12 protein-coding genes and 1 pseudogene are annotated in these 13,179 nt (G+C 35.6%); 5 read left to right on the top strand and 8 right to left on the bottom strand.

The window, feature by feature from the left end:
• Nucleotides 1–14: 14 nt before the first annotated feature.
• Complete coding sequence (locus ABWU52_RS00065; protein WP_353276900.1) at nt 15–758, top strand: hypothetical protein; 744 nt, start codon at nt 15–17, stop codon at nt 756–758.
• Nucleotides 759–817: 59 nt separating this feature from the next.
• Complete coding sequence (locus tag ABWU52_RS00060; RefSeq protein ID WP_353276898.1) at nt 818–1,120, top strand: hypothetical protein; 303 nt, start codon at nt 818–820, stop codon at nt 1,118–1,120.
• 626 nt (nt 1,121–1,746) lie between these two features.
• Here ABWU52_RS00060 and ltrA read toward each other — a convergent pair.
• Entirely contained in the window at nt 1,747–2,991 is a 1,245-nt protein-coding gene (ltrA, locus tag ABWU52_RS00055) for a group II intron reverse transcriptase/maturase (protein ID WP_353276809.1), read from the bottom strand.
• A gap of 130 nt (nt 2,992–3,121) precedes the next feature.
• Between ltrA and ABWU52_RS00050 the strand changes: the two genes are divergently transcribed.
• Nucleotides 3,122–3,421 carry a transposase gene (locus tag ABWU52_RS00050; protein ID WP_064085359.1) on the top strand — a complete coding sequence of 100 codons (300 nt, stop codon included), beginning with the start codon at nt 3,122–3,124 and terminating at the stop codon, nt 3,419–3,421.
• Nucleotides 3,397–4,275 (top strand): IS3 family transposase, encoded by an 879-nt coding sequence (locus tag ABWU52_RS00045; RefSeq protein ID WP_353277659.1) that lies wholly within the window; start codon nt 3,397–3,399, stop codon nt 4,273–4,275. Before ABWU52_RS00050 ends, ABWU52_RS00045 begins: the two co-directional genes overlap by 25 nt.
• A 304-nt stretch (nt 4,276–4,579) precedes the next feature.
• On the opposite strand, the gene ABWU52_RS00040 is transcribed toward ABWU52_RS00045, so the two are convergent.
• From ABWU52_RS00040 to ABWU52_RS00025, 4 genes are all read right to left on the bottom strand, one after another.
• Nucleotides 4,580–5,233 (bottom strand): EndoU domain-containing protein, encoded by a 654-nt coding sequence (locus ABWU52_RS00040; RefSeq protein ID WP_353276896.1) that lies wholly within the window; start codon nt 5,231–5,233, stop codon nt 4,580–4,582.
• 49 nt (nt 5,234–5,282) lie between these two features.
• Entirely contained in the window at nt 5,283–6,470 is a 1,188-nt protein-coding gene (locus tag ABWU52_RS00035) for a phosphoglycerate kinase (RefSeq protein WP_353277763.1), read from the bottom strand.
• A 79-nt stretch (nt 6,471–6,549) separates the two neighbouring features.
• Complete coding sequence (glyA, locus tag ABWU52_RS00030) at nt 6,550–7,827, bottom strand: serine hydroxymethyltransferase (RefSeq protein ID WP_353276894.1); 1,278 nt, start codon at nt 7,825–7,827, stop codon at nt 6,550–6,552.
• Nucleotides 7,799–9,034, bottom strand: coding sequence for an MFS transporter (locus ABWU52_RS00025; RefSeq protein WP_353276892.1), 1,236 nt, complete (start codon nt 9,032–9,034; stop codon nt 7,799–7,801). The genes glyA and ABWU52_RS00025 overlap by 29 nt, the downstream gene beginning before the upstream one ends.
• 388 nt (nt 9,035–9,422) lie before the next feature.
• Between ABWU52_RS00025 and ABWU52_RS00020 the strand changes: the two genes are divergently transcribed.
• Nucleotides 9,423–9,935, top strand: a complete 513-nt coding sequence (locus tag ABWU52_RS00020; RefSeq protein WP_353276890.1) for a hypothetical protein — start codon at nt 9,423–9,425, stop codon at nt 9,933–9,935.
• Between the two features lie 16 nt (nt 9,936–9,951).
• Here the strand turns inward: ABWU52_RS00020 and ABWU52_RS00015 are convergent, their stop codons facing one another.
• The 3 genes and pseudogenes from ABWU52_RS00015 to hemE form a co-directional block, all read right to left on the bottom strand.
• Nucleotides 9,952–10,239 carry a DMT family transporter gene (locus ABWU52_RS00015; protein WP_052264758.1) on the bottom strand — a complete coding sequence of 96 codons (288 nt, stop codon included), beginning with the start codon at nt 10,237–10,239 and terminating at the stop codon, nt 9,952–9,954.
• A gap of 78 nt (nt 10,240–10,317) precedes the next feature.
• Complete coding sequence (locus ABWU52_RS00010; RefSeq protein WP_353276888.1) at nt 10,318–11,511, bottom strand: pyridoxal phosphate-dependent aminotransferase; 1,194 nt, start codon at nt 11,509–11,511, stop codon at nt 10,318–10,320.
• Nucleotides 11,512–12,189: 678 nt separating this feature from the next.
• Nucleotides 12,190–13,128: pseudogene (hemE, locus tag ABWU52_RS00005) on the bottom strand (uroporphyrinogen decarboxylase); the annotation flags it as partial.
• Nucleotides 13,129–13,179 lie beyond the last annotated feature (51 nt).

The raw sequence follows: 13,179 nt of genomic DNA, 5'->3' as shown, positions 1-13,179 counted from the left end.
GTGAGAGTTAAAATATGAAAGAAATAAGAGAGCAAACTGAAAGAGAATTTATAAAAACTCAAAACGGGATGACAATAGAGACAATGACGCTTCTTGGTAAAAATCAAAACAATAATCGAGGTGAAAAACATCTGATATACTTTATTGGTGGAAATAGAGCGTTAAGCCCTGGTAAAGATTATTTCCAAAATTGGAATTGGGCTACAGAGCAAGGAATTACTGTACATCTCTTTAATTATCCTGGACTTGGTTTAAGTAAAAATAACTCATTGATACGTAGCAATAGAGTTAAATCTGGTGTAGCAGTTGTAACTAACTTATTGGAAAAAGGTATAAAGCCAGATGATATCATATTGTTTGGAGACTGCCTAGGTGGACATGTGGCTGCAGAGGTTCATAAAAATTTTAAGTATAAGGATATACATTTAAGATGCATCGTTAGCAATGCTGCAAGTTCACTTAAACAAGCTTCTCTTTATTATTTTGGATTCATAGCAAAATTAAAAATTTTTCTTGCTCCGATAATCAAATTGGTACTAAAGATTCTTGGCTGCCACTGGAAGACATATAAAATCGTAAATTCAATTACTCCTTATACAATGTACTTTAATCGAGAGGGAGATAAAACGATAAAACAGCCAGCGCAACTTGCAACAGAAATAGAAAAAATAGATCAAAGCGGTAGAAGGAAAGATTATCAAAAAAAGAAATATTTGAAGATTTTGAGGAATATGAAGGCTTTTTTAAGCAGCATATAATATTAAGAAAAAATGATAAATGTATTGATTCTAAAAAAGCTGATAAAGATATACATAAATTGCCAATTACGTGTTTAAAGTCTTCCAACAAAACTGATTACACTTTTCCTGAGTTGATTAGTTTATATATTCACATTACAGATGAATATTTTTCTAAATATGGCTCATTAAATAATGAAGAGAAGATTAAAGCATTTAAAGAAAGTAAATTTTATAAAGATTTTTCAAGCTGCAAAAATTCAAAGGACTTTTTGCATAATTACATGAAGAAGCAAGAGCATCCTTCGATGTCATTTCAGCATGTGATAATAGGATCTGGGGAAAAAAGACCTTTCTTGACAAGTCAAAGAAGGCTAGGGTAAAACTTGCTCTTAACTTGACGCGTATGCTTTCTTCAATATTTTAGCCATCTGTATCTATTCAGATGCATGCAAATATTGAAACCAGTGTTTCTTTTCTTATCATCCGAGCACTGGGATCCAGAAGAATTAATTGTGAACAAATAGCTATACGATATTTTCAATAAAATTACAAAAAAGATGGATTCCAGACTGGAATGACACCGTCATAAACTGCTAGAGGTCTTCATAATGTCATTCCAGTCCTATAGTGTCATCCCAGTGTCCTCTTTCTCTTGTCATCCCAGTATAGCTCTTTTTACAATAATCCGAACAGATCATAATATGCTACTGCTCTACCATAGCCATAAGCACATATCTTATCCTATTCGGACTATTGCGAGAAGTGCTATACTTGATACTGGGATCCAGATGCATGGCTAATGCTGAAACCAATACTCCCTTTTCTTGTCATCTGAGTACTGGGACCCAGAAGACTCAGGTAATAAGAACAGATTCCAGCGCCACGCGCTGGAATGACACCGTCATAAACTGCTAGGTCTTCATAAGGAGAGTAGACCGGCGGAACTTCCCCACCAGTCTCTCGCAGAACTGCACGGAAACCTCTCGGCTTATACAGCTCCCATTATTTAGCCTTTTGATCCTAACCCAAGTGTCCAATGATAGAAAATACTTGGAGACCTCTTTCTCACTTTTCCTAAAAATTGCTTTGCTAGTCTTCCGTGATCACGAAGTTTCTTATATTTTGTCCTGACCCATCTTATGAGGTATCTCTCTATATTCCTGAGAGATGGATACATCTCTGATTTATAAAACCTGCCATAGTACTGAAACCAGCCTCTGACTATTGGATCTATTTTCTTCGATATTTCCTCTAGTGTGGTCCATGTAATCCGATGTATTCTCCATGACTTTATGGTTTTCTTGATCTTCTTCTTGGCTTTGTTACTAATTGCAGGTAGAAATGAGATGAAATAATTCCTCATCTTATTCTTTGCTACTCTAGGTCTAAAAGTATAACCTAGAAAATCAAAGCTTTGTTTAGGAAATTGTTCTTTTCTATCATCATCCTTACTGTACACAATCTGTGTCTTTTCAGGATGTAACTTCAATTTACACTTAGCCAATCTTTCTTCAATCATTACTTTCATAAATCCTGCCTGTCTTTTAGTTCTGCAGTGCACTATCGCATCATCTACATATCTTTCAAATGGTACTGTTGGATAATTTTGTTTCATCCACATATCAAACGCATGGTGCATAAATATGCTTGAAATGATTGGGCTTATTGAACCTCCTTGCGGAACTCCTTTATCCCTTGTTACCCTACTGCCATCTGCTTGCTGAATGGGGGCTTTCATCCACCTCTCAACATACAGTATGACCCATTTGCAGTCTGTGTGTTTCTTGATAGCCTGCAGTGCTAAATCGTGGTCCAGATTGTCGAAAAACCCAGATATATCAAGATCTACCGTCCAATCATTTTTCCAACATCTCTTCCGTGCTGTGTATACCGCATCCAGCGCAGACTTATTTGGTCTATAACCATATGAATCTTCGTGAAATTTCGGTTCTACTAACGGCTCAAGATACATTGTAGCTGCTGTTTGCGCTATCCTGTCGAATACTGAAGGCACACATAAAATTCTTTGCCCTCCTGTATCTTTTGGTATCGCAACAGCTTTTACCGGCTCTGGAAAATAACTTCCGGATGACATCCGATTCCATAATTTGTATAGATTATCCTTTAGATTTTCTTCAAACTTTGTTATCGAGACCTCATCTACACCTGCTGCACCTTTATTTTTCGATACTTGTTTATAAGCTCTCCAAATAAGTTGCTTCGGTATATCAAAAGACTTTGTTTCATTCATTAACTCCTCCCTTTCGGTTGATAAATAATTAAAACTAAATAACTTAGCCCCTGACCTTACCCAGAAAAAGTAGACAGAAAGTTAAGACGTTTTTGAAGTAAAATAAAACGTTTTTTCAAAGAGGTGTGGTATGACAAAAAGAAAAGAATATACAGCAGAATTCAAAATTGAAGCTATAAGACTAGTAAAAGAAACAGGTCAATCATCAGCAAAAATAGCAAGAGATTTGGGTATTAGCGGTGATTCATTAAGCAGATGGGTAAAAACATACAATGATAGAATGTCTGGAGTAGATGCGTTTCCAGGAAAAGGGAAAGTAGCTCATTGTGACAAAGAAAAGTTTGATTTAAAGAAAGAGCTGGCAAGAGTAACGAGGGAAAGAGACATTTTAAAAAAAGCCCTGGGATATTTTGCAAACCAAAAAGAGTAAAATATTCTTTTATAAAAGAACATAAAAAATGCTATAAAATACGGGAATCATGCAGATTTTTGAACGTATCTGCTTGTGGTTATTATAAATGGATTACTAAGGAAAAAAACAACAAAAAATCAATAAGAGAAGAGCTCATACAAGATATTCAGAAGGTATATCGAGCATCACAATGCAGATACGGAGCTCCTAAAATTCACGCTGAATTAAAGGCTTTAGGTAAAAATTATAACATCAAAACAGTGCAAAATGTTATGCAGAAAAATGGCATTCAAGCTAAGCTTAGACGAAAGTTTAAAAGTAAAAAACCACAAATAGACAATAGAGTTATAACTCCTAACATATTAAATCAGAATTTCATCGCTGATCAACCTAACAAGATATGGGTAACTGATATTACGTACATAAAAACTAATGAAGGATGGTTATATTTGGCAGCAATAATAGATTTATATTCACGCATGGTGATTGGCTGGTCAATGAGTAATGCAGTAAATAGGCAATTAGTTATAGATGCGTTATTCATGGCTATTGGTAGGCGCAAATCTGCTAAAAATCTACTATTTCATAGCGATCAAGGATCGCAATACACCTCTAAAAATTATCAATTTTTACTAAGTACAAAAAATATTACTTCTAGTATGAGTCACAAAGGTTGTTGTTATGATAATGCTGTTTCAGAGAGCTTTTTTAGTTCACTTAAGAGAGAGTTACTCATTGATACTTCACAACACTCTGCACAACAAGCTAAAACCGCAATATTTGAATATATAGAAATTTTTTATAATAAACAGCGTAGACATTCTACTATTAACTATTGCATTCCTGAGCTTTTTGATTCATCATTCTCATAGCAAAAACGTCTTAACTTTCTGTCTACTTTTTCTGGGTAAGGTCACAAGCTCCCAGTAGATTCATCCCAGGTTAACGACTACCCCCTGGTTTTGACGTCGTCTCTACGCTTTCGACACTTCATCAGTGGTTCACTTGCGTTCGTCTCTCTATTTCATACATGACACATAATTGTGCCTTTTCCATAACGCTCACTACCTTAGCTCTTTACCAAAGCAGCTTATGGCTGTTTGAAGCCTGCTCTTGCAAACCGGCTCCGAGGGGCCCTCCCTCATCTACTGCACAGCTTCAACACTTTCCGTGTTTCTACGGCGCACTATCATCAGCATGAAGGTTATACGCGTACCCATTTGGGCACTTAACTTTCACTTCTCCATCCTTACCTAGATATTTCATTCCAAATGTGTAAACAGGTGGCTTAATATCTAATTTATTGCACAGAGATTCATTATCCCAAATCGCACCCGCCCACTTATTTTCTTGAGCCTCAACATATCTACCTACAAAATGCATACCACCAAGCCCCAATCTATCTGGTTCACCACAGAAAATATGCCCAAATCCTACGGTTCCTTTTTCAACTCCACTATTTGTAAACCAAATCTTAGTCAATTCATCTTTAAATAACTCCAAGTCTGCACTAGGTGTAATCACCTGATGATCAAGCTTATCGTATATCTTTTTCACCACTTCTTGATGCTGCGGACAATCAAGCAAAATTCTGAAATCTTCTTCATCAGGCTGTGTTCCCCAATCTCCACAAACCCTTAACACTCCTCTATCAAAATCAGTCAACTCTGGAAGTGGTGGAGCGTAGTCTGGACCTGAAGAATCTGTTTTGAAAAACGGCTCAAAGCTAATTTGTGAATTTGTATCGTTGAGATAATGCTCCTTAATGTAAAAAACAAATCCGATTGCTGGTATTATCAAGCACAAGATTAACTTAGCTATTTTCGACATAATCACATTCATAAAAAAGCTAGGGTATAAGTAACAACTTAAAAAAGTTTTAATCTAATGTCGACCGCAGTCCTGGCATCTCATCACCACTTAGCCAACTTAAAAACGCTCCCCCACCAGTTGAAATATATGTAAAATCTTTATCAGTAAGACCTGCAGCATTTACTGCAGATAGGCTATCTCCTCCTCCTATTACACTGGTTAATTTTCCTTCGTGTGTCAAATTACTTACTACTCTCATCACCTCTACTGTACCATTTGCAAAAGCTGAACGTTCAAAAACACCAATAGGTCCGTTCCACAGAAGAGTTTTACTGCTTGCTATTATACCGCTTATTGTGCTTAAAGTTTGAGGTCCGATATCTAAAATTATATCACCGTCCAAAATGGATTCAGTTTTTCTTAAAACGCCAGTGCTATAATCAGAATTTACTGCAACCAAAACATCTTCTGGCGCAACTATTTTGCAATTGTTTTTATTTGCCGTCTTAACAATATCGTGCAGAAGATCATCAACGCCATTTTGAAAAAAAGACTTGCCTATATTAACTTTATTAAATAACAAAAAATTATTAGCAATTGCGCCGCCCAGAATAAGGTAATCAACCTTTTCTGCTAGTTTTATAAGCATTTTTATTTTAGTGGATATTTTAGCTCCACCAACTATCGCAGTAATAGGTTTAGCATCAAACGATATGGCTTGCTCAAGATATTTTAGCTCATCTTGCAAGCAAAATCCTGAATAAGAAGGTAAAAATTCCGTAATACGTGAAATAGAAGTGTGAGCTCTATGAGAGCAAGAAAATGCATCATTTACATATATATCTGCTAGAGATGCTAATTGTTTAGCAAAATTTGAGTCATTCTGCTCTTCTTCTTTATAAAACCTCAGATTCTCTAGCAATATTACATCTCCTCCACTCATCGCATTTATTACTCTTTGTACTCTCTCACCAATACAATCATCAATAAATTTCACTTCTTTGCTTAGCAGCTGCGATAAAGCTTCAGCTACGTTTTTTAGCGATAAGTTACTGTCTTTGGCTTTTGGACGCCCAAAATGTGAGATAATAATAACTTTTGCACCCGCATTTGCCAAATACTGAATGGTAGGTAGCGCTCTTAAAATACGAGTGGCATCACAAATTCTTTCATTTTTTATAGGAACATTGAAGTCAACCCTGAGCAGAACATTTTTATTGTGAAAATCACAACTCTCTATGCTAAGTACATTTATCATAAAATTAAAGAGCTATAAAATCACTATACAATAGTTTAATCCAAAGTAAAGAAAGGAAATTTGAATGCTAAATAAATTAATAAATAGGAAAATTACTACAAATCTTTTCAACTTTATTTTTTACTGCTCTTTCAATATCAGGACTATTTCCATTGATCAATCCCTGAATTATTTCATTTATTAGATCAGCTATCTCTTTAAAATCTTCTCTCTCAAGTCCACGCGTTGTCTCAGCAGCGGTACCAAAACGTAGCCCTGAAGTAATGGTTGGCTTTTCCGTGTCAAATGGCACAGAGTTTTTATTGCAGGTAATGCCAGCTCTCTCAAGGCTATTTACAACGTCTTTTCCCGTCAACTTCTGTGATCTTAAATCAACTAGTACAATATGAGAGTCAGTGCCACCAGTTATAATGTTTATTCCATGTTCTTGCAGCGCTTGAGCTAACACTTTTGCATTTTCTACAACTTTTTTACTATAAGTTTTAAACTCTGGCGTTAATGCCTCCTTAAATGCAACAGCTTTTGCAGCTATCACATGCATAAGCGGCCCACCTTGCAACCCTGGAAAAACCGCAGACCTAATTTTTTTATGTAATGCTTCATCATTTGTCATTACCACTCCGCCACGAGGACCACGTAGAGTTTTGTGAGTTGTAGAAGTCATAACATGCGCATATTCAGCAGGTGATGGGTAACAACCTGCAGCAATAAGTCCTGAATAGTGAGCAATATCTGCAAGCAGATATGCACCAACTTTATTCGCAATTTTGCGAAAGCGCTCGAAATCTATTTCTCTTGGATAAGCAGAAGCACCAGCAATGATTAGCTTCGGTTTATGCTCCAGCGCTAGCTTTTCTACCTCGTCCATATCGAGTAGATAAGTATCTCTATTAACTGTATACTGAATCGACTTAAACCACTTACCAGAAAGGTTTGGTGCTGCACCATGAGTTAAATGTCCACCACAATTCAGTGACAATCCAAGTATAGTATCGCCCGGAGTAAGCAGCGAAGCAAACACTGCTTGATTTGCCTGAGAACCAGAATGAGGTTGAACATTTGCAAATTTAACACCAAACAGCTTACAGAGCCTCTCCATAGCTAGACTTTCAATTTCATCCACATACTCACAACCACAATAATATCTCTTACCAGGATAACCTTCTGCATATTTATTAGTCAGAAAAGAACCTTGTGCTTCCATCACTGCTTTACTCGCAAAATTTTCTGATGCAATCAGTTGCAACTGTGATTTTTGTCGCCGCAGTTCTTTCTCTATAGATTGATAAACTTCATCATCAAAAGACTTCAGACTACTTTTAGAGTCACAAATTCTTTCTGAAACACTTGTCATAAGAACTTTTCTTTAACCACATAAATCCAAAAACAGCTAAAAGCAAACATATAGGAATAATTGATATTGCTTTTACTAGTAACTCAGTACCATACACAGGATTTCCTTGTACTACCATTCCATTCCAACATAAATCTATTATTTTTGCAATTCCTGTATGAAAAAAATAGCCAAAAACCATAACTATCATGTTTGATATGGCTGTGGCCAAGCCTACCAAGTTATTGTTCACATAACTTATTGCTTTGTAAATAGTAATTACCTGATAACCAGACGCAAAGCCGATAACAAGAAGTGCAGGTAGTGCAATATATAAACCTCCAGCTTGTATAAAAAGCAAGATAAAGCTAGCAATCATTGCAAAAGAACAGGCAATAATTGCCTCGTAATGTTTGTCTGGGTATTTTTCCAGTAAATAAGCTAAAAAGAATGATCCAGCTCCCATACCTATAAACATAAGGGAAGAAAGCGAAGATGCCAGATCACCGGTCATTTGATATGCTTCACATAAGAACGCTTTTGCCCAACCATCAGCAAAACCTTCTAATGGTCCAACCATTAAGCCACCAAAAAAGCTGATTAGAATGATATGTTTATTGAAAAGTACAGTCTTTAAATCTTGAAGTATGTTGTCATTTCTACTCTCCTCTATGTTACTTTTTGGCGTTATTAAAAGCAACAACAGAGCAAGCAAACAACCAAACGCTGAGAAAGTATATATAACATAATTCCAACCAAATTTATTGAGCAAAAAGTCTAGAGGTAATCCACCATAAATAGCTCCCAGTAACCCTATTATTATAGATAAACTAGCCATCCTTGCTGATTTTTCTTGTAAGAAATACATACTTGCAACTTTAAAGAGCCCAATTGCCGAAGCAGATGAGCCAACTCCAACAATCATTCTACCAAGTATTGAGTAATACCACTCATCAAAGCATATTAGTGGTAATGTCCCAGCAAACGTTAAGACAATACATGCAGGCAAAACAAACTTTGGCCCAAATCTATCAAGGGCAAGACCAACAGGTATATGAGCAAGCGTATAACCTATATAATACAGCCCACCAAATTGACCAACATCTGTAATACTTATGTTAAATTTTGTTATTAATTCAGGCGCGATTATATTTGGAATTACGCGCAATATATACTGGTATGCATAGAATAGTGATGCTAGCAACCATATGAAAAAGTTTCTCTGCAATGCTAATATTACCTAAAAAAGAGGATTATAGGTATTTTATCAGCAAGGAGCAACACTTTTGTAAATAGCTACTCTAATCCGAGTATCTTTCTTAAAAGAGACCTTTTAGCATATCTATAACTGGTTCATGGATAAGGTATATGAAAAAAATTATACCACAGATGATAAGGATTTTTATAATTTTACCCTTGTTCATCTTAAGCTTTATTTTTTTTACTATAAGTTTTAGTTTTGTTACAAAATTCATTTTACTTACGCTTTTATTTCGTGATAACAATTATATTTTAAATAATATAATTTTTAGTAAAACTTGGCTTTAGAGACGTCTAAGTTAACTTAATATTAACCTTTTCGCGTGTAAAATATAACATAAAAGCAAGGTGAGTGAATGAACATAGGTACAATAGACAATACGCTACAAAACTACATAACAAAATACATTGAACAAACATTTGCCGCACACACAGGCAATAGATACGACAAGTTATACAGGGAACTTTTAAGTAGCGCAGAAGAAATAATAAAACTTACTGTAAACGAAGCAAAACAATATGATAAAAGCCTAGAAGAACTACATAACAATTCAATATTTCACGATAAGAAATTTATTCAAGCTGTTGCTAAACACCAGATATTAGAATTTCTGAATACTCATCCAAAGAAGAAAGAAATCGTTGCAGAATTTAAAAATGAACATCATATCAACGAAAGCGATTTAAAAATTTTAAAGGAAGGAAAAGATTTAGTGAATAAAATAAACGACATTAACTTAACTCAACAAAATGAGAAAAATGAAATATTGAACATTAGAAAGGTACTTTCTAAATCAATAGGAATGCCCTCTTCGAGAACTGAAAAATCCAAAGCAACTTTAGTAGAAAGTCCTGAGATGGTAAAATAGACGTACTTAACTTTTCCTAATTGGAAAATACTTTTAATCCTATGATACCCAGCACTACCAAAGCAAGGGAAAATAAACGCCCAAAATTTACTGGGTCATTAAAAAACATTATTCCTATTATCGCTGCACCTATAGAGCCTATACCAGTCCAAACTGCATAAGATGTTCCAAGAGGAATAGACTTCATTGCTAACGATAGCCAGTAAAGACTCACAGAACCGCTAACTAAAATAATTACTACAGGTATAACACGAGTAAAGCCATTGCTATATTTCAGTGCTGTGGTCCATATTATTTCAACCAAACCAGCTAATAGCAAATACACCCAAGCCATAAATCAACTCTATCTTACTGAAATATTATATATAGGAATATTAAAAAGTTAACTTAGCATTTCGCATGCTTTAGTAATACTATCACATCCAATTTCTAATTGTTCCTGAGAGGTTGCATAAGAAATTCTGATAAAATTTTTCAGACCAAATGCAATTCCTGGAACAACAGCAACTAAATGATCTTCTAATAAATATTCGGCAAAATCAAGATCACTATTTATTACTTTACCACTTTTCGTACTCTTACCCAATAAACTTTCACATGAGACAAACAAATAGAATGCACCTTGTGGAATAGATGCTGACAAGCCTGAAGCAGAATTTAGCTTTTTTACTACAAAATCTCTACGGTCCCTAAAGATTTTTGTTCTTTCTTTCAAAAAACTATGATCACCGTTTAACGCTTCAACTGCTGCTGCTTGTGCTATTGAATTTGGGTTAGAAGTACTTTGAGACTGCAGTGTAGAAATAGCTTTTACTATATCACTCCTACCTGCAATATAACCTATTCTCCAGCCAGTCATTGCATAGGCTTTTGATACTCCATTGACCACAAAAACTCTGTCATAAAGTTTTGGCTCAATCTTAGCAATGGTAAAAAACTTTTCGTCGTATATTATGTGCTCATAAATATCATCTGTCACAACATTCACATGTGGATGTTTAAGCAATACTCTCGCTATGCTTTTCAATTCATCATATGTATAGACAATTCCTGCTGGATTGTTCGGTGAATTAAGAATTAACCATTTAGTTTTCTCAGTTATATTGCTTTCCAGTAACTCCGGTGTAAGCTTAAAGTTTTGTTTGCACTCTACAATAACTGGCAGTCCGCCAAAAAGATTTACCATATCAACATACGAAACCCAATAAGGAGCTGGTATTATAGCCTCATCTCCAGGGTCAATTGTTGCCATAAATAAGTTGAATAATACCTGCTTAGCGCCTGCGCCGACACAAATTTGGTTCAGTGTATATTCTAGATTGTTATCCCTTTTTAACTTATTGATTATCGCCTCTTTAAGCTCATGAGTTCCATCAACAGCAGTATATTTAGTTTTGCCTTCATTTATCGATTGAATAGCTGCCTTTTTTATATGATCTGGAGTGTCAAAATCCGGCTCTCCCGCAGCTAAAACGCAAATTTTCTTTCCTTCGCTTTTTAATCTGTTTGCCTTATCGGTCACAGCAATTGTAGGCGACGGTTTTATCAGAGACATCCTCTTTGCAAGGTCTGGCATAATCTCACTAAAGTTAAATAAAAATGATAAACTCTACACAACAAAAAAGCTAGAAGTTTTATTATTTTACATAAAGGTTGGTATTTTTGTATTCTTAAATATATATTGGAGAGTAGACCGGCGGAGCTTCCCCACCAGTCTCTCGCAGAACTGTACGTAAACCTCTCTATTTCACACATGACGCATAATTACGCCTTTTCCATAACGCTCACTACCTTGGCTCTTTACCAAAGCAGCTTATGGTTGTTTGAAGCCTGCTCTTGTAAACCGGCTCCGAGGGGTCCACCCTCATCTATTGTACAGCTTTCGCACTTAGTTTGCTCTTTCCTGAACATTCCTTGTGTCTCTACGGCACACAAAAAGCTTAATAAATTGAAAAAGGCAAATAAATCCCTGTATAGCGAGTTTTAATAATGTAAATTGATAATGCGCTAACAAGCGCGATTTAGCTGGATGTAGAAAAAATAAAAAAGACATGCGGCCGCTATAATTTTTTGTAATTTGCCAATAAATATTTAAGTTTTTTTACTGAATTTTGTCGTTGAGCCCAAAAACAAGGATGAATACTCTTATCGTTATAGTAAGGAAGAGAATGAGGTTTGTCAAGTAAGGTTTTCATTCCACCCTCATAAAGGCTTTTCATACAAGAGTTTTAGTAGTTTCTTACTAGGTCCACTAATGCAGCAATATTTTCAACCGGAGTATCAGGAAGCACTCCATGTCCAAGATTAAATATAAAAGGTAACCCTCTAAAACAATCTATTATACGCTTTGCTTCTTCAATTGCTTCTGACTTATTGTAGGCCAAAAGACTAGGATTAAGGTTCCCTTGCAGAGGAATTTTTAGATTTTCTTTCGCCCATTCTATTGGAACATTATAATCTATACTTACTGCAGATACGCCTGTTTGTTCGCAGTAATCTGTATAAAGATTTTCAGCAGAGCGCGGAAAACCTATTATTGGAAAATTGGGAAATCTACTCTTTATTGCCGAAACAATTTCCTTTGTTGGCTTGATGATGTATCTTTCAAACAGTTTTTCCTTCAATACGCCAGCATTGCTGTCAAATAACTGAATAACATCTGCTCCAAACTCTATCTGTTTGATCAGATAAATAATTGTCGCTTTCGTTATTTTTTTTATTATTTCCTCTAGTGCCAATGGACAGAAATTTAGCACCTTGGAAAAAGTTTTACTACCACCGCCCTCTATGATGTACGAACCTACCGTCCACGGCCCTCCAGCAAAGCCTATAAGCGATTTTTCTTCTGGCAACTGGCTTCTTACTTCTTTTATAGCATTTAGGATTGGTAATGTGTTAGATTCAATTCCTTGTGGACTCTTCAATTCTTTAGCACTTTCTATAGGTCTTATTATTGGACCCACACCTCGAATAAAATTTACATTACAGCCTAAAATGTCAGCTATTATCAAGATATCAGAAAAAATTATCGCTGCATCCATGTCGAACCTTCTTATTGGTTGTAACGTTAACTCTGTTACCAAATCTGTGCTATAACATATCCCCATGAAATTATTCATGTTTTCCACTGCCTTCCGATACTCAGGAAGAGACCTACCAGCCTGACGCATTAACCAAATAGGAACTTTTTCATCTGACTCGTTCTGGCTGATGATTCTTGCTATTTTTGCTTTACTTCTTTTCA

Source organism: Wolbachia endosymbiont (group B) of Villa cingulata (assembly GCF_964028285.1).
In the GTDB taxonomy this organism is placed as follows: domain Bacteria; phylum Pseudomonadota; class Alphaproteobacteria; order Rickettsiales; family Anaplasmataceae; genus Wolbachia.
Note: the sequence above shows the minus strand (reverse complement) of the source record. Positions and strands in the feature narration are given on the sequence as shown.